The sequence below is a fragment of the Streptomyces sp. NBC_01775 genome, from assembly GCF_035917675.1.
Taxonomy (GTDB): Bacteria; Actinomycetota; Actinomycetes; order Streptomycetales; family Streptomycetaceae; genus Streptomyces.
In genome coordinates, this window is the sequence record NZ_CP109104.1 from 974,099 (window position 1) to 997,493 (window position 23,395).

The 23,395-nt window shown below is 73.0% G+C and carries 20 protein-coding genes; 7 read left to right on the forward strand and 13 right to left on the reverse strand.

The window, feature by feature from the left end:
- Positions 1 to 10: 10 nt before the first annotated feature.
- Positions 11 to 964 carry a class A beta-lactamase gene (gene bla, locus OHB04_RS04720; protein WP_326686409.1) on the forward strand — a complete coding sequence of 318 codons (954 nt, stop codon included), beginning with the start codon at positions 11 to 13 and terminating at the stop codon, positions 962 to 964.
- A gap of 7 nt (positions 965 to 971) precedes the next feature.
- Here bla and OHB04_RS04725 read toward each other — a convergent pair whose 3' ends face one another.
- Complete coding sequence (locus tag OHB04_RS04725) at positions 972 to 1,979, reverse strand: DMT family transporter (protein ID WP_326686410.1); 1,008 nt, start codon at positions 1,977 to 1,979, stop codon at positions 972 to 974.
- 223 nt (positions 1,980 to 2,202) lie between these two features.
- Between OHB04_RS04725 and OHB04_RS04730 the strand changes: the two genes are divergently transcribed.
- Positions 2,203 to 2,595, forward strand: coding sequence for a DUF2267 domain-containing protein (locus OHB04_RS04730; RefSeq protein ID WP_326686411.1), 393 nt, complete (start codon positions 2,203 to 2,205; stop codon positions 2,593 to 2,595).
- Between the two features lie 77 nt (positions 2,596 to 2,672).
- A complete protein-coding gene (locus OHB04_RS04735; protein WP_326686412.1) occupies positions 2,673 to 4,052 on the forward strand; it encodes a PP2C family protein-serine/threonine phosphatase in 1,380 nt (459 codons plus the stop codon).
- A 167-nt stretch (positions 4,053 to 4,219) separates the two neighbouring features.
- Here the strand turns inward: OHB04_RS04735 and OHB04_RS04740 are convergent, their stop codons facing one another.
- The 7 genes from OHB04_RS04740 to OHB04_RS04770 all read right to left on the reverse strand — a co-directional run bounded on the left by OHB04_RS04740 (position 4,220) and on the right by OHB04_RS04770 (position 10,817).
- Positions 4,220 to 5,380 (reverse strand): NAD(P)/FAD-dependent oxidoreductase, encoded by a 1,161-nt coding sequence (locus tag OHB04_RS04740; protein WP_326806861.1) that lies wholly within the window; start codon positions 5,378 to 5,380, stop codon positions 4,220 to 4,222.
- An 11-nt stretch (positions 5,381 to 5,391) separates the two neighbouring features.
- Positions 5,392 to 6,879 carry a sodium:solute symporter family protein gene (locus OHB04_RS04745; protein ID WP_326806862.1) on the reverse strand — a complete coding sequence of 496 codons (1,488 nt, stop codon included), beginning with the start codon at positions 6,877 to 6,879 and terminating at the stop codon, positions 5,392 to 5,394.
- A gap of 86 nt (positions 6,880 to 6,965) precedes the next feature.
- Positions 6,966 to 8,132, reverse strand: coding sequence for an N-methyl-L-tryptophan oxidase (solA, locus tag OHB04_RS04750; protein WP_326806863.1), 1,167 nt, complete (start codon positions 8,130 to 8,132; stop codon positions 6,966 to 6,968).
- Positions 8,133 to 8,225: 93 nt separating this feature from the next.
- The gene (locus tag OHB04_RS04755; RefSeq protein ID WP_326686416.1) at positions 8,226 to 8,939 is read right to left on the reverse strand and encodes a GntR family transcriptional regulator; all 714 of its coding nucleotides are present in this window, start codon (positions 8,937 to 8,939) and stop codon (positions 8,226 to 8,228) included.
- Between the two features lie 112 nt (positions 8,940 to 9,051).
- Positions 9,052 to 9,786 (reverse strand): SDR family oxidoreductase, encoded by a 735-nt coding sequence (locus OHB04_RS04760; protein ID WP_326686417.1) that lies wholly within the window; start codon positions 9,784 to 9,786, stop codon positions 9,052 to 9,054.
- A 150-nt stretch (positions 9,787 to 9,936) separates the two neighbouring features.
- Positions 9,937 to 10,656, reverse strand: a complete 720-nt coding sequence (locus OHB04_RS04765) for a hypothetical protein (RefSeq protein WP_326686418.1) — start codon at positions 10,654 to 10,656, stop codon at positions 9,937 to 9,939.
- A complete protein-coding gene (locus OHB04_RS04770) occupies positions 10,653 to 10,817 on the reverse strand; it encodes a hypothetical protein (protein WP_326686419.1) in 165 nt (54 codons plus the stop codon). Before OHB04_RS04770 ends, OHB04_RS04765 begins: the two co-directional genes overlap by 4 nt.
- A gap of 302 nt (positions 10,818 to 11,119) precedes the next feature.
- Here OHB04_RS04770 and OHB04_RS04775 point away from each other — a divergent pair, with 302 nt between their 5' ends.
- The 4 genes from OHB04_RS04775 to OHB04_RS04790 all read left to right on the forward strand — a co-directional run bounded on the left by OHB04_RS04775 (position 11,120) and on the right by OHB04_RS04790 (position 16,893).
- Positions 11,120 to 12,493 (forward strand): hypothetical protein, encoded by a 1,374-nt coding sequence (locus OHB04_RS04775; protein WP_326806864.1) that lies wholly within the window; start codon positions 11,120 to 11,122, stop codon positions 12,491 to 12,493.
- 398 nt (positions 12,494 to 12,891) lie between these two features.
- Positions 12,892 to 14,187 (forward strand): cytochrome P450, encoded by a 1,296-nt coding sequence (locus OHB04_RS04780; protein ID WP_326806865.1) that lies wholly within the window; start codon positions 12,892 to 12,894, stop codon positions 14,185 to 14,187.
- A gap of 14 nt (positions 14,188 to 14,201) precedes the next feature.
- The gene (locus tag OHB04_RS04785) at positions 14,202 to 15,707 is read left to right on the forward strand and encodes a M28 family peptidase (RefSeq protein WP_326806866.1); all 1,506 of its coding nucleotides are present in this window, start codon (positions 14,202 to 14,204) and stop codon (positions 15,705 to 15,707) included.
- A 94-nt stretch (positions 15,708 to 15,801) separates the two neighbouring features.
- On the forward strand, positions 15,802 to 16,893 hold the full coding sequence (locus OHB04_RS04790) for an aspartyl/asparaginyl beta-hydroxylase domain-containing protein (RefSeq protein WP_326806867.1): 1,092 nt from the start codon (positions 15,802 to 15,804) through the stop codon (positions 16,891 to 16,893).
- 48 nt (positions 16,894 to 16,941) lie between these two features.
- Here OHB04_RS04790 and OHB04_RS04795 read toward each other — a convergent pair whose 3' ends face one another.
- The 5 genes from OHB04_RS04795 to OHB04_RS04815 all read right to left on the reverse strand — a co-directional run bounded on the left by OHB04_RS04795 (position 16,942) and on the right by OHB04_RS04815 (position 23,341).
- Complete coding sequence (locus OHB04_RS04795; protein WP_326806868.1) at positions 16,942 to 17,493, reverse strand: flavin reductase family protein; 552 nt, start codon at positions 17,491 to 17,493, stop codon at positions 16,942 to 16,944.
- Positions 17,490 to 18,383, reverse strand: coding sequence for an alpha/beta hydrolase (locus OHB04_RS04800; protein WP_326806869.1), 894 nt, complete (start codon positions 18,381 to 18,383; stop codon positions 17,490 to 17,492). The genes OHB04_RS04795 and OHB04_RS04800 overlap by 4 nt, the downstream gene beginning before the upstream one ends.
- Positions 18,380 to 19,531 carry an LLM class flavin-dependent oxidoreductase gene (locus OHB04_RS04805; RefSeq protein WP_326806870.1) on the reverse strand — a complete coding sequence of 384 codons (1,152 nt, stop codon included), beginning with the start codon at positions 19,529 to 19,531 and terminating at the stop codon, positions 18,380 to 18,382. The genes OHB04_RS04800 and OHB04_RS04805 overlap by 4 nt, the downstream gene beginning before the upstream one ends.
- A 64-nt stretch (positions 19,532 to 19,595) precedes the next feature.
- A complete protein-coding gene (locus tag OHB04_RS04810; protein WP_326806871.1) occupies positions 19,596 to 20,837 on the reverse strand; it encodes an acyl-CoA dehydrogenase family protein in 1,242 nt (413 codons plus the stop codon).
- Positions 20,834 to 23,341 carry a molybdopterin-dependent oxidoreductase gene (locus OHB04_RS04815; protein ID WP_326806872.1) on the reverse strand — a complete coding sequence of 836 codons (2,508 nt, stop codon included), beginning with the start codon at positions 23,339 to 23,341 and terminating at the stop codon, positions 20,834 to 20,836. The genes OHB04_RS04810 and OHB04_RS04815 overlap by 4 nt, the downstream gene beginning before the upstream one ends.
- Between the last annotated feature and the right edge of the window lie 54 nt (positions 23,342 to 23,395).

Genomic DNA, 23,395 nt, shown 5'->3' on the forward strand with positions numbered 1-23,395 from the left:
CGACCACGCAATGCGACCAGGCAAAGCGACAAGAAAGAGGACGACCGTGCGTCTGACCCGAGCTGCTCCGTCCCGCCGGACCCTTCTGGCCCTCGGCGCCGGTACGGCGGTGGCCACACTGGTGCCCACACCCGGTATCGCGTACGCCTCGACGTCCGAGGAGGGGATTTCCGAGCGGCTGCGGGCACTTGAGAAGGAGTACGCGGCCCGGCTCGGGGTCTTCGCCCTGGACACCGCCACGGGCGCGACGGTCTCCTACCGCGCCCACGAACGCTTCCCGATGTGCTCCGTGTTCAAGGCGCTCGCCGCGGCGGCGGCCTTGCGGGACGTCGACCACGACGGCGAATTCCTCGCCAGGCGTATCCGTTACACCGAGAAGTTCGTCAAGGACTCGGGCTACATCCCGGTCACCGGAAAGCCGGAGAACATCGCCAACGGCATGACCGGCGCCGAACTGTGCGCCGCCGCCGTCAGCGAGAGCGACAACGGCGCGGGGAACCTCCTGCTGCGCGAGCTGGGCGGCCCCACGGGCATCACCCGCTTCTGCCGTTCGCTCGGCGACACGACGACGCGGCTCGACCGCTGGGAGCCGGCGCTGAACTCGGCGGAGCCCGACCGGATCACGGACACCACCAGCCCCAGCGCCGTAGGGAAGACGTTCGGGCACCTCGTCGCCGGGCGCGCGCTCCAGCCCGAGGACCGCAAGCGGCTTACGGGCTGGCTGGTCGCGAACACCACCAACAGCGAGCGCTTCGGCGCGGGGCTGCCCGACGACTGGATCCTGGCGGACAAGACGGGCGGCGGCGACCAGTACGGCGTCGCCAACGACGTGGGCGTCGTCAAGCCCCCCGGGCGCTCCCCGCTGGTGCTGTCGGTCCTCTCCACCAAGTACGACCCACAGGGCCCTACGGACAACCCCCTGGTGGCCAGGACCGCCGAGCTGGTGGCGGCGGAGCTCACCTGACGCTCCGTCACTGCTGCGCGGTGCCCTCCCGCTCCCCGGCCAGGTGTCCCTGTCCGGGGAGCGGCCGTGCCGCGGCGGTGCGCCGCGAGAGGCGCCCCTGGAGCGCGGCGAGGACGGCCCCCGCCAGCAGCACCAGCGCCCCCGCCGCCTGCACGGGACCGAAGGTCTCCCCGAGAAACAGGGTGCCGCACGCGGTGTTGACCACCGGGACGGTGAACATCATCAAGGAGGCCGAAGCCGGCCCCACGGCTCCCACCCCCCGGTAGTAGAGGAGATTCGCGACGGCCGCGGCGCCCAGGGCCAGATAGACCGCGTTCAGCCACACGCCAGGCGGCAGCTCGCCCCACTCCACGCGCGGGATGTCGGGCGCGGCCATCACACCCAGCAGCAGGGCTCCCGCGCAGGTGGCGTACGTGGTGGCCCGGAGCGGATCGATACCGGCCAGTACCCGGGGCCCGGCGAGCGTATAGGCGGCCCAGCACACCGCGCTGAGGAGGAACAGGGCGTCTCCGGCGAGCCGCGACGGATCGCCGTGTGTGCTGCCTCCGGCCCCCAGGAAGAAGAGCACGGCCCCGGCCAGCCCCAGTCCCAGCCCGGCCACCCGCATCCCCGACGCCCGCTCCCGCCCCGTGACCAGCAGCAACAAGCTGGTGAGCACGGGGCTCATGACGGGAATGAGGATGCCGGCGTCCAGGGAAGGCGCGAGCGAGAGCCCCCAGAAGAAGAAGCTGTTGTAAGCGAAGACCCCCAGGACGCCTGCGAGCGCCGCACGCCCGCCCACGCGCGGTGAGATCTTCGGCCGCGTTCCGCCCCGCCCACCCGGTCCGCCGCCACCGCCGAGGAGCGCCACCGCGACGAGAAGAGCGAGGGCGGCGCCTCCGAACCGCAGCAGGGCGGCCACGGAGTGCGGTACGTGGTCCACCACGGATTTGGAGCTGGAGAAGGCGCTCCCCCACAGCACCATGGTGACCGACAGCGAAAAGTACGGGCTGTGTACGCCCTTCTTGCTTGGCATGGCCCGACCCTGGCGGACAAGGGCCCCGCCGTCTTGAACGGTGGTGCGCCGGGCCTGCCCGGGAGGAACCGCTCGCCCGCCTCCCCAGGTCACAGGCCTGGGACCACAGCCGTTTTCGCCGCCTGCGCGCAGGGAACTCCGCGGAGAGCCAGGAGCGGGGGCCCGAATCGGGGAGCCTCGAAATCGGGAGCGCGAAAGCCGGGGGGCGCGAGAGGAGGCGGCGATGCAACAGGAGGAGTTTCTGGCCCGGGTGCGTGAGCGCGGGGAGTACAGCGACACCAAGGAGGCGGCCATGGTCACGGAAGCCGTACTGTCCGTGCTCGCCTCACGGCTGACCCCGGGCGAGGCGGCGGATCTGGCCTCACAGCTCCCCGACCCCATGCCGGAGTGGATGGACCTCGACCCGGACCGGAAGGCCGAGTCGTACGGGGTCGAGGAGTTCCGTCACCGGGTGGCCGACCGCGTCGGCGCGCGCCCGCACACCACTCAGTGGGACGCCTCGGCGGTCCTCACCACCCTGGCCGACGCCGTGTCCGGCGGCGAGGTCAACCAGATCATCAGCCAGCTGCCCTCCGGCTACGCCGCGCTGTTCGGCAAGCTCGACCTGAGCGGCTGACGCCGGTCCCCCCAGAAGCCGTCGTCCGGTACTGGGCCTGTTTCCATGAGGAGGGCCCGTACCTGAGAGGGGCCTGTATGAGCAGCGCCGAAGCCCGGCTACGGGTGCTGGGCGATCTCATCGGGGCGAGCCATGTGGTGCTGCTGGAACAGGTGCCCTCGGTGGTCGCCGAACACGCGGCGCGGGCCGGGTGGTCGCAGGTGCTCATCTACCTGGCCGATCTCCAGGAGGATGTGCTGTTCCTGCTGACCGGCCAGGGCCCGGACGCGGGGCGGCTGGCGCGGGGGAGCCCGGCGGAGTTGCCCGTCGAGGGCACCGTGGCCGGCCGGGCCTTCCAGCTGGGCCAGGTCCTCGCCGCCTCGTCCGGGCCGACGCGCGAGTGGTGGGTGCCGCTGGTGGACGGGACCGAGCGCATGGGCGTGCTCCGTATGACGGAGGAGACGGGCGAGGACGCCGGGCCCGGAGGTGCGGGGGACGCCGGGGCCGGGGGTGAGGAGCGGGAGAGCGGTGGGGGCGGCGAGGAGTCGCTGCGCAATCTGGCCGGGCTGGTGGCGCTGCTCCTCGTCAGCAAGCGCGGGACGAGCGACTCCTACGCCCGGCTGGTGCGGCGGCGCCGGATGAACGTCGCCGCCGAGATGGAGTGGCGGCTGATGCCGCCGCGCACGATGGCCACCGACCGGGTGCTGCTCAGCGCGCTGATGGAGCCCGCCTACGAGGTCAGCGGGGACGCGTTCGACTACGCGATGGCCGCCGACACGGTGCATCTGGACCTCTTCGACGCGATGGGCCACGACACGGCCGCCGGGCTGACCGCCAACCTGGCCGTGGCCGCCTGCCGGAACCACCGGCGCCAGGGCGGCACCCTCGAAGGGGTGTCCCAGGCGGTCGAGCGGGCGCTGGTGGAGCAGTTCGCCGGGGAGCGCTACGCCACCGGTTTCCTGGGCGAGCTGAACGCGAACACCGGCGAGCTGCGCTGGGTGAACCGCGGCCACCCCACGCCGGTCATCATCCGGGGCGGGCGCACGGTCGTCCCCCTGTCCGGCGAACCCACTCCGCCCATGGGCACCGACCTGGGCATGCGGGACACGGTGTGCGTCGAGCAGCTGGAGCCCGGTGACCGGCTGCTGGTCTACACCGACGGGTTCACCGAGGCCCGCAACCCGGAGGGCGAGGAGTTCGGGCTCGCCCGCTTCACCGACTTCCTCGCCCGGCACCACAGCGACTTGCTGCCTGCGCCCGAGACCCTGCGCCGTCTGGTGCGGCACCACCTCGAATACCACCAGGGGCAGTTGCGCGACGATGCCAGCGTCATGCTGGTCGAGTGGCACGGGCCCACCCCGTACACCCTCTCCTACATGGAGTCCTTCGCGGGGCTGCCCGCGCGCACCGCCACTCCCGAGGTCCTTCCCTCGACCTGGGGCGCGTCCTCCGAGACGGACGAGCGCCCGCCCGTCTGACGGCTCCGGCGGCGATCAGCGCGCGGCGGGCTCCTGCGCGCGGGGGCGGTCGCGGCGGTCCAGCACGGCGTCGAGGTACTCGCCGATGGCGTCCCGGTTGCGCGTCAGGCAGCGGATCCGTTCGAGGGTGCGGGCCCCGGCCAGCGGGGGCCGGGGCCCGCACCGTCCTACTGTTGTCCGGCGAAGCGGGCCGGGGCGAGTGGGGCCAGGGACTCCTTGTCCACGCCCGCGAACCGTTCGGGCCGGAACCCCGCCAGCAGGGGGCTCGTCCTCCGAGAGACGATTTCCTGTGCCGCGAGCCTGCCCAGCAGGGGGCCGAGCGTGATGCCGCTGTGGGTGGCGAGCGCGTAGACGGAGCCCGTGGCGCTGAATCCGGCGACCGTCTTGCCGTCCGCCGGCATGGAGCGCTGGCCGACGCGGAGGGATTCCAGGCGTGCCCCCTCGGTGCCGTCCACCAGTGCGCGGAGGCGGGCGCACAGTTCGCGGGCGTGCTCGCCGTCGGCGGGCGGGACGTGCGCCGGGTCCGCGTCGGCGTCGAGGTCCAGCCCCTGCACCACGAGCCGGCCGCCGCCGTCGGGCCGTACGTTCAGCTCGGGCGTCGTCAGGACCCGGCCGACGCGCGCGGGCAGCGGTGCGGTGTAGCCGAGGAGGCCGACGGAGGCCGAGCCCGCGGCCTCCGGGTCGGCCATGGGCAGCGGCAGCCCGCAGGACGCTGCCAGCGGTTCGCTCCAGCGGCCCGCCGCGAGGACGACCGCGTCGAAGCGCTCGGTGGCGCCGGACGCCAGCGTCACACGGGCGCCGGCGCTCTCGTCGGTGACGCCGGTGACCTGCGCGGGGCAGCGCAGCTCGGCACCGAGGTCCCTGGCTTCGCCCCACAGGCGGGCCAGCAGCGCGACCGGCAGGACGTGGCCCTCCTTCGGGTACCAGGCGACGTCGGGCACCCCGGGCGGCATCCGCAGGTCCGGCACGAGTTCACCGGCGCGTTCGGCGGTGATCCACTCCACCGGGTAGCCGCGGCCCCGCAGCCCGTCGACGTCGGCCGCGAGGCTCTCCATGCCGGCACCGCGTGCCCATTCCAGGTTTCCGGTGCGGAAGAACCAGTCGCCGCCGTCCTGCGCCAGGGCCTCGTGTTCGGAGATTCCGGCGACGTTGAGTTCGTGGTAGGCGAGCGGATTCTTCTTGTGCGAATTGATCCAGGCGAAGGAGGTCCCCGTGGTGCCCGCGCCCGGCGCTGTGCGCTCGAACACCGTTACGTGGGCGCCGGCGAGCGCCAGTGATCTGGCGGTGCTCGCGCCGATGATTCCCAGTCCGACGATCGCGACTCGCATGTGCTCTTTCCTCACTTTTCCACGGTGGACAGGCTGTTGGCGGCATCGGGCCCGGTGTCGGTGCCGGGGCCGGGTTCGGGGCCGGAACCGACGCCGGGTTTCCTGTGGAGGCCGGGTACGAGCAAGACCAGCAGCGCGACGACGGAGGCCGCGATGCCGTAGACCGCGTAGGGAACGGTCGTATCGGCGAACTGGGCGAGGGCGCAGCCCGCGATGCCGGCGAGCATGCTGCCCAGCGCGGCGACGGGCCGCAGCGCGAAGCGTTTGCGGAGCAGATAGCCGACGAAGATCGGGGCTGCCAAGGTGGCGGCCGAGTAGGCGTAGCTGGCGACGAGCCAGTCCAGCGCGCTGGGGAAGACGATGGCGAGCGCGGCGGCGAGGAGGGCCACCACGACGGTGAACATGCGGGAGAGCGACACCGTTTCGCGGTCGCCCCTGGTACGGCCGAACACGTTCTGGTGCAGATCGCGGATGATGTTCGCGACGACCGACTGCAAGGCGGCGCCGGTGGTGGAGATGATCGTGGCGACGAGGAACGCACCGTAGATGACCAGCAGTGTCGCCGGCAGGCGGGTGATCAGCCAGCCCGCCGCGTCCTCGGGGTTGCCGAGTCCGGGATTCATCGCGCGGACCGCGAGGCCGATACAGCCCGCGTACAGGCCGCCGACGAGGATCGTCAGCCCGGAGAGGACCAGTCCGCGGCGGGCGTCGGAGACCTTCTTCGTGGCGAAGACCCGCTGGTAATACAGCTGGTTGGTGAGCGTGCCCGGGACGATGGCCGCCACCCACAGCCATATCTGCTCTCCCCCGGCGGCGGTGATCCCGCTCGGCTGCCACAGGCCGTCGGGCACCTTGCTGGTGATGCCGCCCCAGCCGCCCGCCAGGTATATCGCGTAGCCGGCGACGAAGAGCGACATCGCTATCTTGAAGATGCCGAAGATGAAGTCGGTCCAGACCACCGAGGTGAGTCCGCCGGGCAGGACGAATATCAGCGAGCCCACCATGATCGCCACGATGAGGATGTTGGCGTGGATTCCGGTGAGTTCGCCGAAGAGCTTGGCGAAGGCGACGAATTGGGTGGCGAGCCAGCCGAAGGGCACGATCAGCGCCGCGATGCCGGCGACGCCGGTGACCGCTTTGCTGGTGCCGAAGAGTTTGCTGACGATGTCGGGGACGGTGGTGAACTTCTGCTCGCGCAGCCAGCGCGCGATCAGGGCGAGGCCGAGGAATCCCAGCAGGACGCAGCCCTCATAGGCGAAAACGGACCAGCCCGACGCGTAGGCGATGCCCACGTGGGCGATCAGCACCCCGCCGCCGACAGCGGTGGCGAACTGCGTGATGACGACGACGCCGAGCGGGAGCGATTCGGGGGCCGCGAGCCAGTCGGCGGAGCTTTTCGCACGCTTGCCGAAATACATCGACAGCAGTGCGCCCAACGCGATGATCAGCAGGCTCGCGATGACGATGGCGATGATCTGGCCGGTCGAGTTTCTGGGCATGGCCTGCCTCCGTGGGGCATGACGGGACCAGCACGCGCGGTCCGGGAACGCCGCGCGCGTGTTGGGGGATGTGGGACTTGTGCTGGTTATGCTCCCTGCGTGAACCGCTGCGGGTTCAGTTCGCCGATGTCGTGCTCCGTCTTTCCGCGCAGCGCCAGATCGGCAGCGATCTCCCCGAATACCGGGGCGAGTTTGAAGCCGTGTCCGGAGAATCCGGTGAGAACGGTGGCGTTCGCCGCCCCGGGAAGCGGGCCGACGACGGCGTGTTCGTCGGGCGTGAAGCCCTCCGCGTAAGTGCCGATGCGCACGGGTTGCGGCACCAGTCCGGGAAGAAGCCGCGCGACCGCCGCGGAGGCCGCTTGCGCGAATTCGGGGGCCGCGCTGCGCGGAAGTCCGTCCGGGCTGTCGATGACGGGCCAGCCGAGGTGGTGCGGCACGATCTTCACGGCGACCCCGTCGAGCAGGGGAAAGCAGGAGAATCCGGCCTCGGGGTGCCGCCGGATCGCGATCGGCAGCCGTTCGGGCCGGTGTGCGGCTACGTCGCGCGCGGCGAACCAGCACGCGGTGATCAGCCGGGGCTCCACCGGGATCGCGGCCGACGGGCCCAGCGCCGTGGCCCAGGGCCCGGGGGTGAGGACGACGTGGTCGACCGTGTGCGTCTCGCCGCCGGCCCGCAGCCGCCAGCCTCCGGGGGTCTCTTCGAAGCCCTCGACCGGGGTGTAGGAGAGGATCCTCGCCCCTGCCTCTTCCGCCGCGTCGAGCGCGCCCTGGACGGACGGCTCGGGGCGCAGGACGCCGGCGTTCGGGTCGAGAAGGGCGATTTCGCCGGGGTCCAGGCGGTGTTGGGGAAAGCGCCACGCCGCGCTCGCGCTGTCGAGAATGTCGTGCGGAAGTCCCGTCTCCTCCGCGCAGCGGCGCACCGCGAGCACATCGGGTTCGTCCGGCGCACCGATGGTCAGTCCGCCGCACATGGTCAGCAGTTGCCTGCCGCTGACGGCCTCCAGTTCCCTCCACAGTTCTCCCGCGCGCCGCAGAAGCGGCACATAGGAGCCGCCTTCCTTGTAGGCGGTGCGGAAAATGCGGGATTCGCCCGCGGAGGCACCACGGTCGTGGCCCCGTCCGTAGCGGTCGAAGGCGAGGACTTCCGCGCCGCGGGCGGCGAGTTGCCACGCTGCCATGGCGCCGATGACGCCGGTTCCGATGATCGCGACACGAGGTGCCGAAGCCGGGACAGGGGGTGCCGAAGCCGTCATGAAAGCTCCTTCGGGAAACGGCGCGGCCTCACCCGGCGCTTGTGAGGTCACACGTGTGACATGAATGCCTGGACGACAGGCTCCGGTCCGTTCTCAGTCCGCGCGGACGGACTGCTCGATGTAGAAATCCATCAGCCCGGGGCGCATCAGAAACGCCGCCGATTCGGCCAGCTCGCCGTTCTCCAGCCAGGTGAGCCTGCGTTGCCGGAGCAGGGGGGTCCCGGGCTCGCAGGCGAGCAGTTCAGCGGTCGGCAGGTCGAGCAGAAAGGGGTCGAGATACATCCGCGAGGTGGCGAGCGGAACTCCCTGCCTGCGGAAATAGGGAATCATGGTGAGGTGCGCCAGGTCCTCGTCGAGGAGATGAGGGGCGAGCGCGAAGGGCACCGTCGCGTATTCGAGGGCGATGGGGGTTTCCTCGACATCGAACTTGCGGCGAATCAGGTGGATGACGGGGGTGTCGTCGGGGAGGCCCGGCACCGGGGGTGTGACCTTGGAGGCTGGGACGACCGAGGCGCTGTACACCTCGTGCCGCCCCGGAATCTCCGGACCGGACAGTCGTGGGTTGACGAACCTGAGCAGGTTTTCCTGACGCACGCCGTCCGCCACGAAAGTGCCCCGTCGCCGGTGCCGTTCGACGAGGCCGGCCTGGGCCAGTTCGTGCAGGACCCGCTGCGCGGTGGCGCGGCCGACCCCGTACTGCTCCTGCAACTCGGCCTCGGTCGGCAACCGGGAGCCGGGCGGCAGTTCTCCGGAGCGGATACGGCCCTCGAACTCGTTCCGGATCCGGAGGTACAGCGGCGCTGTCATGGATTGACCGTAGTAGTCGCTCAATTGACCGGTCAATACCCGGGCGACGTTCGGCCAGCGGTGATTTGCCGAGGTGGGGCGGGACCGGGCCGGCCGCTGTCCGCCGGGCGTCCTAGCCGACCTGAGCGGTCGAGGCGAGCACCACCTCGCGCAGTGTGACGCGCTGCGGCTGCTGGTAGGCGAAGAGGACGGCGGCGGCCACGTCCTCGGGGACGAGCAGCTCGATCGAGTCCTTGAACGCCTGGTATCCGGCCTTGACCCCCTCGTGGGTGGTCTGCGCGAGGATGTCGGTCTCCACGGAACCGGGGGCGACGATGATGACGCGCACCCCCTGCCCGGAGACCTCGGCGCGCAGGCTCTCGGACATGCCCTGCACGGCGAACTTGGTGCCGCTGTAGACCGTGTGGTTGGGGTAGACGTTGCGGCCCGCCACGGAGCTGACGTTGATGATGGTGCCGTGCCGCCGCTCGACCATGCCGGGCAGCACGGCGCGCACACCGTTGAGGAGCCCGTGGACGTTGACGTCGACCATCCGCTGCCACTGCTCGGTCGGCTGGTCGGCGATGAACCCCAGGAACATCTGGCCCGCGTTGTTGACGATCAGATCTGCCGGCCCGTACCGCGCCTCGGCCTCCTGGACGGCGGCGGTGACGGCCTCGGCGTCGCTGACGTCGACGGATCGGCACAGCGCGTCCGGCAGGCCGAGCGCCTCCATCTCCTCGACGCGGCGGGCCAGGAGCAGCAGCGGGTGGCCCGCCTCGGACAGGGTGCGCGCGACGGCGGCGCCGATGCCCACGCTCGCGCCGGTGACGATGGCCAGCGGCGGTCTGTCGGTGTCTGCGGTCATGTCCGTATCGAGTCCTCGGGCGCGGAAGGAAGCGGCGTGGGGCGGGGCGGGGCGGGGCGGGGCGGGGCGGGGCGGCCCTACGGTATGCGAACCGGGCCGCCCCGCACAGGGGGAGGGATCCGTTCGGCGCGGGGAGGACCGGCCGGGCGGCTAGCCGCTCCTCGTCAGGGGGAAGGAGGCCCTGTTGAGGACGTCCGCCCAGTGCCGGATACCGGGCTTCTGTTTCGAGGGGCCGCTGATACTCAGCGCGCCGACGACACGGCCCTCGTGGCCCAGCGCCGTGGCCAGGGAGTCCCAGCCGTCGGCGCTGTGGTGGACGAGGCCGGAGCGCCGCACGCTGGTGACGTTCTCCAGCGGCGTCCCCCGGCCGGGCGCCGGAAAGGCGCGGTGGCCGAGGCGGTGCAGCGCCGCCAGGAGCACGCGGCCCGCCGCTGTCCTGGTCGGCTCCCGATGGGCCAGGATGCCGACGGCGGGAGTGCGTTGTTCCGGTGCGCAGACCATGTCCACGAGTTCGCACCGCAACCGGGCGGCGGACAGCAGGCGCGGCAGGTGCAGTGCCGCGACGTGTCCGCCCGCCTCGTCCCGCACGCTCAACAGCAGGTCCCTGCCCGGGGAGCCGGACAGCTTGTCCGCGCCGCCTGCCGGGACGCCGCCGTCCCCGGCCGTCCGGGCGGCCACGGTCAGTTCGTACCTGCCGTATCCGGCGCGGTGGACCAGTCCGTGCGCCTCGGCCTGGGCCAGGAGTTTGTTGGTCTGGGAGGCGCCGAGGCCCGCGCGTTCGGCGATCACACCGAGGCGGTGGATGCCCGGACTCTCCCGCTCCAGTGCCGACATGGCCGCGAGCAAGGCGAACCCCCGCTCCGCGCTCATGAGCGGGACCCGTCGCGCTGTACGCCGTTGTGCCGGGTGGAGTGCCGGGTGAGGTGCCCTGTGGGGTACCGGAAGTCGCGCCCCGTGGGGTGGCCGGGGCCGGGTGCGAGCTTGTGACCCGCACGGTCGGTGCCGCGACGTGCTGCCTGCCGTTTCGTCATCGGTAAACACCTTTGGTCGTCGACAGGGACGAAGCCTCTCACGACGACTCCGGGTGTCCGCGAGGACTTTGCACATTCGCGCCATGACCAACTTGACGCCCGCCAACTTGACGCCCGCCACAGAAATGTCCACCTTTCACTTTTCCGTGCGCGGAAAAGTCCCGCCATCCGGGGTGACGCCCCCTTGCGCGGGCGGCGGGGGTGTCGGAGGGTGACCAATCGACGGCAAAACCGTGCACACCGAAGTCCCAGTTTCCGGGTAATCCACGGGGAAGGCGGACATGCGAGTTTCTCTTGTTTCCGTGCCATGGCAGCTGCTCGCCACGCCTTCCCTTCCGCTCGGCGCTCTCAAGGCCCGGACCCGCGCATGCCGCAATCACCACGAGATCCGGACGCGCCACGCGAACCCGCACCGTCCCGAATATCTACGGGAAGCCAGCGGCGGTCCCCTCGCCCCGGAGTGCTTCGACTACTTGGCCAATACCGGGGTGTGGCACGGCATGGGCGACCGGGTGTTCACCCCGGCGCTCCACGGAGCCGGGAACCGGCGCCGGGAGCATTACCGGAGTTACCCGGCCGAGCACGGTGTGGACCCCGGCGAGCCCGAGGGCACGGCCACCCGTGCCGTCCGCTTCATCTCCGCGCCGGCCCGGGAGACCGTGGCCGCCGGGCCCGGGGTCATCGGCTTCAGCAGCACCTTCCAGCAGAACGTGCCCTCCCGCGCGGCGGCCAGGTCCGTCGAGGGACCGGCGCCCGGCACGCCCGCGCTCTTCGGCGGCGGCTGCTGCGAGGCGCCGGTGGGCCCGGCCATCGCGCGGAACTTCCCGTTCGTCGGCCACGTCATCAGCGGCGAGGCCCGGCGCTCTTATGTGGAATTCCTCGGACATCTCGAGGGACTGCGCGCCGTGGAAGAGGTCGGGAGGATTTCCTGGACGGCGGAGGAAGGCAGCACGGTGACGAACGCCTTCGGCGCCCCGTCGGCAATGGGCGAGATTCCCTGCCCCGAGTTCGACACCTGTTTCCAGAAACTCGAAGAAAGGCCGCTCAGGCCGTCCGTGAAACCGACCCCGTTCTACGAGGCGGCCTTTGGCTGCTGGTGGGGTGAAAAACACACCTGCCCGTTCTGCGGCCTCTACGGGTTGACAATGAAGTTCCGCTCCCGTCCTCCGGAACGGGTCAGGACGCGCCTGGGGGACCTGGTGCGGCGCCATCAGATCCCCGACATCGTCACCGTTGACAACATTCTCGACATGGAGTATTCGAAGACGCTCCTGCCGGAACTCGCGGGCGCCGACATGGACCTGAATCCCTATTGCGAGATCTCTCGCGACCGGGTCCTCGCGCCCGGTGCCGACGGCACCGGCACCGGCACCGGCGCCCGCACCCGCACCCGCACCCGCACCCGCACCCGCACAGGCGCCCATACCCGCGCCCCCGGCCCCGGCCGCGCCCGCCGACGCCGGGCCGGTCTGCTTCAGCGGCGGCCCTCACCGACCCCAGACCCTTGCGCTCGTCCGCGCCCTGCGGGAGCACACCGCGCGGGCCGAGCACCTCACTTGGCGGGCCCGCCTGGGGAGCCGGGCCACGCTCGCGGCATGGCGGGCGCACTTCAGGCCCGGCCTCCCGCACTGCCGGCGCGGCCCCGGCTTCGTCCTCGTCCTCGTCCTCGTTCATGACGCCCGGCCCGCGGCTTCTCCGGCGGGGACCGAAACCCCGGCCGGATGAAGGGAACTCCCCGCATCCCGCTCCCCATCGAGGTGCCGGGCCACGGCTGAGCCCTCGGTACACCCGGCCGCACCGCCCGCCGGCGCCTGCCCCCGAACTCGTCGTCGGAGCGCCCTGCACGGCTCCACGACGGCCCCCGACCCCTCGCAGAGAGGAGAACGCCATGCGTTACATCCACTGATGCGTTGGCTGTCGCGGCCACGCCCACGCGGGCGTGGCCGCGGCACAGGCTCCGCACGTGCGCACCACGTGCGAGTCCCACGTGCGAATCCCCCGAGCTACCTCCTGGGGCGATCTCCAAGGCAGTCCCCAGAGCGATTCCCTGGGGCACGAGGCAGAGAGGCTGGTCATGACGGGAGCGACGCAGACACCGCGGGACCCGCTCTACGACCCGTTGGCTCCGGCGGTCATCGCTGCCCCGCACCCCTACTACCGGCGACTCCGGCAGCACAAGAGGGTCTACTGGCACGCGCAGCTGGACTCCTGGGTGCTGACCGGATACGCGGAGTGCCGTCAGGTCCTCGGCGACACGACCGCCTTCGGCTCGGACTTCCGCCGGGTCGGCGAGGACATCCCCGAGGCCCAGCTGAGCGTGCAGTCCCTCGACCCGCCCGAGCACGGCGCGATCCGGCATCTGCTGGTCTCCGCGCTGCACGCCCGCTCCCCCGCGTCCATGGCGGAGGCGACGGCGAGGCTCGCGGAGCGGCAGGTGGCCGGACTACGGGACAGCGGCCATCCCGTCGACCTCGTCAGCGAGTTCGCCCGGCCTCTCGCGCTGCGCACGATGTGCGGATTCCTCGGCGTGGAACCGCCCGACGGGCCCTGGTTCGAGGAGATGTCCAACGCGATCGTCCGCAGCATGGACGCCGGGCTGGACCCCGCACGCGCCGAGCCCGGCACCAAGGCCAGGGGCGAGCTGAGCCGGATGGTCGGCGACTGGCTGGAAACGGCCGGTGGCGACGGCTTCCTGGGCGCGGCGCGTGCGGCCCGCGACAGCACGGCACCCGCGGCCGACCGCGGGAGCACGCCGCGCGCGGCCGGCGAGGGCACGCCCGGCGTGCCCGAGACCGTGCTGGCGAACTCGCTGCGCGCGGTGCTGCACGCGGGCTACGAGTCGGTCAGCCGCCTGCTGGGCAACGCGCTGGCCCGCCTGGTGGCCGAGCCCGCGCTGCTGGCCCCCGTCGGCGGCGGCGCCCCGTCGAAGGGTGGCGCCCCACCGGAGGCGCTGGACGCGCTGGTCGACGAGCTGCTGCGGCTGGAGGGCCCCGTGCAGGCGGACGCCCGGGTCTGCGTCAGCGACACCGACGTCGGGGAGGAGCGCGTACGGCGCGGCGAGGTCGTCGTACTGATGCTGGGGGCCGCCAACCGCGACCCGGAGGTGTTCGCCGCCCCCGACACCGTCGGCCTCAACCGGCGCCGGGGCGTCCACCTGGCCTTCGGGCGGGGCGCCCACGCCTGTCTGGGCGCCGCCTTCGCCACCTTGCAACTGCGCGCCGTGCTGAGCGCGCTCGGCGACGCGGGCCTCGTCCTCACCGCCCGGGGGCCCGCGGTGTACGAACCGACAGCCACCCTGCGCGGGCTGCGGTCCCTGCCCGTGTCCGTCAGCGCTCCGGCGGCGAGGCCGCACGCGCACCGCACCGCGTGAAGGGAACACTCCCCGTGTCCACAGCCCTTGCCCGGCGCGCGCTGATCGGCGTGGCCGCCTTGCTGCTGACCTGTCTGGCGTGGCAGCCGTCCGCCGCGGCCCCTCCGCCGGACGCCCCGCCCGCAGGCCCCGCGTCCTCCTCCGGCAGCCCCGCGTCCTCCTCCTCACCGGGGCTCGCCGAGCGGCTGGAGTCCGGGGTGACGGGGCCCAAGGTCGCCCGGCATCTGCGGGCCTTGCAGGACATCGCCGATGCCGAGGGCGGCAACCGGGGCTACGCGCGCCCCGGGTTCACCCGCTCGGCGGCCTACGTCAGCGGGCAGCTCACCGACGCCGGATACAAGGTCACCCGGCAGTCCGTCCCGTACACCGACTTCGATGTACGGAAGGAAGACCTGTCGGTTCAGGCGGGCGGCGGCAACCGGAAGGTGCGGGCGCTGATGACGCGCTTCACGCCGTCGACAGCCAAGGAGGGCATCGACGCGCGGGCGGTGTCGCTGCCCGAGGGGCGGACCGGCTGCCAGGTCTCCGACTACGACGGGGTTCCGGTGAAGGGCGCCGTGGTCGTGCTCGCGCGCAACGCCTGCGGTTTCGGCCACCAGCAGAAGACGGCCGCCGAAGCGGGCGCCGTCGCCGTGCTCCTCTCCTATCCGACGCCCTCGCCCCGCAACATCTACCGGCTCATCGGCATGCCGGCCTCGGACTTCGTCCTCCCCATGGCCTCGGTCTCCCAGGAGGACGGGGAGCGGCTGGCACGCGAGGCGGCGCACGGCGACGCACGGGTCCACCTCACCCTGCGGGCGCGCGACATCGAGCGGACGACGGTGAATCTCATCGCCGAGACCCGTGGCGGCGACCCGGACGACGTGGTGCTGATGGGCGGCCACCTCGACAGCGTGCCCGAGAGCCCCGGCATCAACGACAACGGTTCGACGGCGGCGACCGTCCTCCAGACCGCCCTCGAACTCGCGCCCCACCAAGGCGCGGTACGCAACAAGGTCCGCTTCATGTGGTGGGGCGCCGAGGAACTCGTCAACATCGGCTCCAGCTACTACGTCGACCGGCTCTCCGAGCCGGAGCGGCAACGGATCGCGGCCGTCATCAACGGCGAGCTGCTCGCCCCCTCCAACCACGCCCGCTTCGTCTGGGATCCGGGCTCCGGCGGCGGCCACGCGCTCGCCGGGCTGTTCACCGGGTACTTCGACCGGCACCAACTCCCCTACGACATCCAGGACCCGAGCGCCATCGGCTCCGATCATCTGGCGTTCGAGGCGGTAGGCATTCCGACCGGCGGCATCGACGGCGGCAACCTCGGCGTGAAGACACCGGAACAGCAGGCCCGTTACGGGGGCCACTCCGGGCAGATGTTCGATCCTTGCTATCACCAGACGTGTGACCGGCTCGACCGCATCGACCGCCGGGTGCTCGGCCAGAACGCGCCCGCCCTCGCCTGGGTCGTCGGCCATCTGGCCACGGACGATTCCGCCGTACGGTCCGTCCGGCAGCCCTCGGGGAGGAGGTGAGCGCCGATCTCAAGGACTCCGGACTCACGCCGCCGCCCGCCCTCGACGACCGGCGGATCGGCGGTGAACACCCGCTCGCAGCCAGGAGAGACGCATGCCCCGCGCACTCACGGACGCTCTGGACACGTCCACGCGACACGCACCGGACCCGCACGCCCACCCGGCGGCCGTGCGGCTCGCTCCCGTCTTCGACGCCGAACGGCTGCGCGCCGAACTTGAGATCCTCACCGGTGACAGCTGGCGGCGGCAGCGGGCCTACTCCGAGGCGGGGGCGAGCGACGAACACCCCGCCGACTGGCGGGTCCTGGCGCTGCGCAGCCCCGGCGGGGACCCCGCGCGTACGGACGCCGGAGGCCCCGGCCCGCTCCCCTACCGCGACACCCCCTGGCTGGAGCGCGCCCCGTACTTCGCGGAGATCCTCGCCTCGCTGCCGCCCGGGCTGCGGGCGGCGCGGCTGATGTCGCTGGGGGTGGGCGCTTCGGTCGAAACGCACCGGGACACGCCGCTGGGCTTCACCAAGGGCACGGTGCGGCTGCACATCCCCGTGACGACCAACGAGGGCGCGGTGCTCGTCCTGGACGGGGAGGCCTGCCGGTGGCAGCCGGGCACCTTCTGGTACGGCGACTTCTCGCGCCCGCACTCCGTCGCCAACCACGGCGAGTACGCGCGGGTGCACCTCGTTCTCGACCACGCGGTGAGCCCCGCGCTGTTCGGCCTCTTCCCGCCCGGCTTCGCCGAAGAGGTCGGCCTGGCGAACGTCCTGTTCGAGCGGCCGGAGGTCCCGCTGGGGCCCGTCGAGCGGGCCACCTTCGCCTGCGGGTTCACGGTGCCGGCCGACTTCCGGCACTGGTGGGGCGAGGCGCTGGACGAGACGGCCGACGGGCCGGGCGACACCGAGGCAGCTGTCGTGCCCCGGCCTGACGGCCTCTTCCTGACCGAGGCCGAGGCCGAGGCGGACGTCGGGGAAGGGGACGTCGGGGAAGGGGACGTCGGGGAAGGGGACGGGGGCAGGCGCGACGGGCCGGGCATCGGGCTGGTCCATGTCGGCGGCGGGGAGTTCCGGCTCCAGGGGTGGACGCAGGAGCGGACCCTCCACCTGGACCGCGCGGCACGCACCGTCCGCTTCACCGTCCGCGACGGGTCCTCCCGCCGCACCTGCGAGCATCCGATGACGCCGAAGGTGTGAGGGGGGTACCAGGGGCGGAGGCGGAGCAGCTCGGGCCCCGCCGCCTCGTCACTCTCTTCGCGCGGGCCCCAGCGGAGCGGCCTCGCGGAAGCCGCCCTCGTGGTGGACCAGGCCGGTCGGGCCGCCCTCGCCACCGCTGTCCTCCACCTCGCCGACGACGAGCAGATGGTCGCCGATCTCCCTCAGCAGCGTGGTGCGCGCGGTGAGCCAGAGCGGCGCCGCGTCGAGGAGCGGCAGCCCGCCTGGCCCCGGCGTCCACGGCACACCCGCGAACCTGTCGACGCGGCTGCGCGCGAACTGTTCCGCCAGGGCCTCGTTCCCCGGCCCCAGCACATGGACCGCGAAGCGCTCGGCCGCGCGTACCGCCCGCACGGTGGAGGCGGAGAGGCCCAAATAGAAGGAGACGAGCGCCGGTTCGAGCGACACGGAGGTGAAGGAGGTCGCCGTGAAACCGGCGGGCCCGGGGACGGTGATGACGGTGACCCCGGCAGCGTGCTGGCGCAGGGCGCGGCGCAGCGTCCCCGCCGGGTCGGCGGCGGAGCTCTGCGGTTTCGCGGCATACGCCGACGGGTGGGCCGTGTGGTGGGTGGAGACGCTCACGCCTTCCCCTCTCGTGTTCCGGTCGGCGCGGTCGGTCCGGTCGGTCCGGTCGGTCCGGTCGGTCCGGTCTCGACGGTCAGTACCGGCGGGGCCGACGGCCCGCCCCGCAGGCGTTCGAGCCACAGCACGAGGGTGGCCGCCGTGCTGCGGTGCGACGCGTCGTTGAGGACGTCGTGCCGGCCCTCGCGCAGCACGCCCAGCGTGGCCAGCGGCAGCCGTGCGGCCAGGGCGCGGGCCTGGGTGAGGGGTGTGACGGGGTCGGCCGCGCCGTGCAGCACCAGCACGGGCAGCGCGGTGTGCGCCTCGCCGCGCAGCCGGTCGGGTACGGGGGTGTTGAGGGCGCCCCGCTCGAAGGAGGCATCGGCCGTCAGCCGGGCCCGGTGGGTCGGGCAGGCGGAACGGGCGTCGAGTTCGCTCTCCCAGGCGGCCTCGGCCCCGCTCCCTCCGCCGTCCGTTCCGGCCGCAGGGGCGTCGGCCGAAGCCGGTCCGTCCCCCGGCGCGGCTCCGGCCGCCGGCGCGGCTCCGGCGACGACCACACCTGCGAGGGGCAGTCCGGGCAGGGCCGGAACAGCCGCCGTGTGCAGGGCCTGGAGCGCGCCCGTGTCGCTGCCGACGAGGACCAGCGGCGCGGCCGGTTCGTCACCGGTGGCCGGCCGGATCACGGCCGCCGCCTCTTCGGGACCCGCGTCGGGCGGGAGCTCCAGCGCGTGCACCACATAGCCGTCGGCGGCCAGCCGCCGCCCGAAGCGCTCGTAGACGCCGGGGTGTTCGCCCCGGCCGGGCAGCACGAGCAGCGTGCCGCGCGGTGCGACGGCGGGCGGCGGGTACCAGGCGGTGGCCTCCTGCTCGGGTACGGGTACGGGTACGGGTGCGAGTGCGGGCTCTGTCATCGGGCGCTCCCAGCGGTGACGGAGGCGGAGGCCGTGGCCGTGGCGCGGTGGGCGAGTTCCTGGCGTACGAGGGGCAGCAGGTGCCTGCCGTAGTCGACGGCGTCGTCCAGCGGGTCGTATCCGCGGATCAGCAAGGTGGTGACGCCGATGTCGACGTAGTCGAGCAGGGCGCGGGCGACGGTCTCCGGGGTGCCCACCAGCGCGGTGGTGTTGCCGCCCGCGCCGCTGGCGGTCGCCGTGGGGGTCCACAGGGCCCGGTCGTGCAGGTCCTTGCGGGCGGCGGCGGCCAGCAGCCGCTGGGACCCGGCGTTCTGCGGGCCGGCGTCGGAGGCTCCGACCCGCTGCTGGCGGACCTGGTCGAAGAAGGGGCTTCCCACTCCGGACTGGATGGTCTCCAGGATGCGGTGCGCCCGCTCCCACGCGGCGTCCTCGGTCGGGCCGAGGATGGGCCGGAAGGAGACGCTGATGCGCGGCGGTGTGGACCGCCCGGCCGCTTCGGCCGCCGCCCGTACGGCGGCGATCTGTTCGGCGGTCTCGGCCAGCGGCTCGCCCCACAGGGCGAAGACGTCGGCGTGTGCGCCGCCCACCCGGTATGCGGCCTCGGAGGAGCCGCCGAAGTACAGCGGTATCCCGCTCTCCCGGTGGGGCAGCACGGCGGGGGCGTAGTCCTCGAAGCGGTAGTGCGCACCGGAGTGGCTGAAGGGCTCGGTGCTGCTCCAGGCGCGGCGCAGGATGCCGAGGTATTCGTCGGTGCGCTCGTAGCGCTCGTCCTTGCCGAGATAGTCGCCGTCGCGGCGCTGTTCGGTGTCGTTGCCGCCGCTGATGGTGTGGACGGCGACGCGGCCCTCGGTGAACTGGTCGAGGGTCGCGAAGGTCCGCGCGGCCAGGGTGGGTGCGACGAATCCGGGGCGGTGGGCGACGAGCAGCCCGAGCCGTTCGGTGCGGGCCGCCACGTGCGCGGCGACCTGGGTGCCGTCGGGGCGGCCCGAGCTGTATCCGATGAGGACCCGGTCGAAGCCCGCGTCCTCGTGCGCGCGGGCGAACCGGACGGTGTACGCGGGGTCGATCAGCGGGCCTTGGCCGGGCCGGGTCTCGGAGGAGTCCTGGGTGCCGATCATGCCGATGAACTCGATGTCGGGCGGGGTCATGGGCGCGTGCCTCTCTGTCTGGATCTGTCTGGGCTGTGGGCCGGTGGGGCTCTGCGGGGTGGGATCAGGCCGGCGCGGGGCCGGGCGCCGCGCGGTCGAGGGCCCGGCGGCCCGCATCCGCGAGGGCCGCGTCGTCCTGCGGGGTGTGGACGCGGGAGCAGAGCACGTCGCGGTAGTGGCGTTGCAGCGGATTGGCGCGGGTCAGCCCGTGGTTGCCGGTGAGGGTGAGGGCCTGCTCCACGGCGGAGACGGCGGCGCGGGTGCCCAGGACCTTGGCGGTTCCGGCATGTGCCGCGGCCTCCTCGGCGGCGGCGCCGCCCGTGTCGAGGCGGGCGGCGAGCGCTTCCACCAGGGTCCGGGCGCCGGTCAGCCGCGCCTCGATCTCTCCGACTGCGGTCTGGAAGCGCGGCAGGGTCGCCAGCGGGGCGCCGAGTGCCGTGGGAACGCGCTCGTGCAGGAAGCGGGTCAGCCAGTCGCGGGCCGCGGAGGCGACGCCCAGGTAGAGGGCGGTCAGGCCGAGCGCGTTCCAGGCTCCGGTCGCCGGGTCCGGCCGGGCTCCGGGGGTATCGCCGGGCACGTCGAGGCCGATGACGTCGTCCGCCTCGACGCGGACGCCGTCCAGGACCACGTCGTCGCTGCGGCTGGCGCGCAGCCCGACATGATCCCAGGTCTCCTCGACGCGCAGCCCCGGGCTGCCGGAGCGGACGACGAACGTGCCGACGCGCACGGGGTCTTCGTCGGTACGGGCGAACACCAGCATCCGGCTGAGCCCGACGGCGCCGGTGGAGTAGATCTTGCGGCCGGTCAGCGTCCAGTGCCCGTCGTGGCGGCGCGCCGTGGTGGCGGGCAGCCCGCCGCGCACCGGGCTGCCGAGTTCGGGCTCGACGCGCAGCGCGTTCACCAGCGCCGGGGCGCGCCCTGACTCGGCCAGCAGCTGGGCGTAGGAGGCGGCGGGCCAGCGGGGGCCGCGGGCCTCCTCGGCGTGGGCGAACAGGGTCATGGCGGTGACGAGGGCGACGGCGGGGTCCCCGGCGCCCAGTTCGCGCAGGATGCGCACGGTGTCCGCGAGCCCGGCGCCGTGGCCGCCCCAGCGGGTGCCGACGGTGGCGGTCAGCAGCCCGGCCTCGTGCACGAGGCCGAAGCCCTCGGTGGGGAAGCTCGCGTCGCGGTCGTGCTCGGCGGCACGCTCGGCGAGGGCCGCACGGAGGGCGGGCAGCTGGTCCAGGTCCACCGGCGGCAGCGCGGAACCGGCGTCCTCGGTAGGGCTGTTGAGGGCGTGGGGGGCGTGGCTCGTGAGGGAGGTCATCGGGTCTCCGGCCGGTCGGTGTCTGCGTCGGTCGATACGTCGGAGGGCGCGTCGTGGGATACGTCCGGGGATACGTCGCTGGATACGGAAGCGCGGGCCAGGAGGCGGGGCGGCCGGTGGACGGTGACCGGGGGTGGCTCGCCCTCGTAGCGCTCCGCCTGGACGAGGGCGTGCTGTCCCGTGCTGCCCTGGCTGAGCCGGGAGCTGGGGACGTCGGCGGTGAGGGTGTTGGGATTGCCGTGCGCGCACAGCGGGGCGCCCTCGTCGCCGTCCCGCGGTACGGGGCCGGAGTCCTGCGGTACGGGATCGAACCAGGCGCCGGTGGGCAGCCGTACGACACCCGGCCGCAGCCCCTCGTGCAGCAGGGCTCCGGCGAGTACGGCGCCACGGTCGTTGAAGAGCCGGACGACGTCCCCGTCGCCGATGCCGCGGGCGCGGGCGTCGTGCGGGTGCAGCTCCACGGCCTCGCGTCCGGCGACCTTCCCGGCGAGGCTGACCGCTCCGGTGTCGGACTGGCTGTGCAGGCGGGTGGCGGGCTGGTTGGCGATCAGCAGCAGCGGGTGGCGGGCGGCGGCGGGGCTGCCGGGCCACTCGTCGGGGGCGAGCCAGGAGGGGTGTCCTGGGCAGTCCGGCAGCTTCAGTGCGGCCAGCGCGGCGCTGAAGATCTCGATCCGGCCGCTCGGAGTGTCCAGCGGGTGCCCGGCAGGGTCGCGGCGGAAGTCCTCGAAGAGCGTGAACTCCTCGGTGTCGCCCGGCAGTTCGTACTCCTCCTCGGCCCAGAACCGGTCGAAGCGAGGCGGGGGCTCTCCGGCGGCGGCGCGCTCCTCGCGCCAGGTGCCGTAGAGGTGCTGGAGCCACTGGCGCGGTGTGCGGCCTTCGGTGAAGCGGTCGGCGAAGCCCAGGCGGGCCGCCAGTCCGGCCAGGATCCCGTAGTCGTCGCGGGCCTCTCCGACCGGGTCGAGGGCCTGGTGCATGGCGATCAGATGGGTGTCCCGGCGCCCGCCGCCGATGTCCTCGCGCTCCAGGGAAGTGGTGGTCGGCAGCACGAGGTCCGCGTGGCGTGCGGTGGCCGTCCAGTGCGGCTCGTGGACGAGGACGGTGTCGGGCCGGGCGAAGGCACGGCGCAGCCGTCCCAGGTCCTGGTGGTGGTGGAAGGGGTTGCCGCCCGCCCAGTGCACCAGCCGGATGTGGGGGTAGGTGCGGCGCTCGCCGTCGTAGTCGTAGCTCTCGCCGGGGTGCAGCAGCATGTCGGAGACGCGCGCGCAGGGGATGAAGTCCGCGACGGGGTTGGGGCCTTGGGGCAGCGTCGGCAGGCGCAGTTGGGGGCCGTGGTCGCCGACGTCGCCCATGGAGCCGTAGCCGTGGCCGAAGCCGCCGCCGGGCAGGCCGATCTGGCCGAGCATCGCGGCGAGCGCCAGTGCGGCCCACACCGGCTGTTCGCCGTGCTGCGCGCGCTGGAGCGACCAGGTGACGGTGACCAGGGTGCGGGTCGCCGCCATCCGCCGGGCCAGCCGCACGATGTCCCCGGCCTCCAGCCCGCACAGCTCGGCGGCCCACCGGGCCGACTTGGGGGTGCCGTCCGCGCGCCCGTCGAGGTAGCGCGCGAAGGTGTCGAAGCCGGTGGTGCAGCGGTCGAGGAAAGTGCGGTCGTGCAGGTTCTCGGTGAGCAGGGTGTGGGCGAGGCCGAGCATCAAGGCGGTGTCGGTGGCGGGACGTACGGGGTACCAGGTGGTGTCCAGCTCCTCGGGCAGGTCCGCGCGCAGCGGGCTGACGAGGGCGACGTGGGTGCCGGAGGCGGCGAGCGCCGCCAGGCGCTCCGGGGTGCGGTGCTGGGTGACGCCGCCGGGGGTGACGTGCACGTTCTTGGCGGGGATGCCGCCGAAGGCGACGATCAGCCGGGTGTGCCGCACCAGTGTCGGCCAGCTGGAGGCGGCCCGCAGCACGGCTTGGGCCCCCCGCGCGCCGACCAGATGGGGCAGCAGCACCAGCGAGGTGCCCAGGCTGTAGGAGTTGCGCGAGGAGGTGTAGCCGCCGAACAGCGAGAGGAACCGGTGCAGTTGGCTCTGGGCGTGGTGGAAGCGGCCCGCGGAGGCCCAGCCGTAGGAGCCGCCGAAGACGGCAGCGGGCCCGTAGGTGTCGCGTACACGGGTGAGTTCGGCGGCTGCCAGATCGAGCGCCTCGCTCCATTCGACCTCGACGAAGGGCTCGGTGCCGCGCTTGTCGCCCCCTCGCGCGCCGCCGCCGGGGCCGTGTTCCAGCCAGCCGCGCCGCACGGCGGGCCGGGCGACCCGGGTGGGGTGGTGCACGGATCCGGCGACGTTGCCGAGCAGGGGCGAGGGCGAGGGGTCCTTGGGGTGCGGCCGGATGACGGGGCGTCCGTCCGCGCCGGGGTGGACGCGGTAGGCGCCCCAGTGGGAGGTCGTGGGCACCGGCCGGGTGCGGCGTGGGCCGGTGCCGCTCTCGTCGGCCTCCCGGCCGGTGGCGCGGGGGATTGCGGGGGTCAAGGTCTCTCCTGGGTTCTTCGGACGCGCCGTCGGGGTGTCACGCGGGCCGGGGCA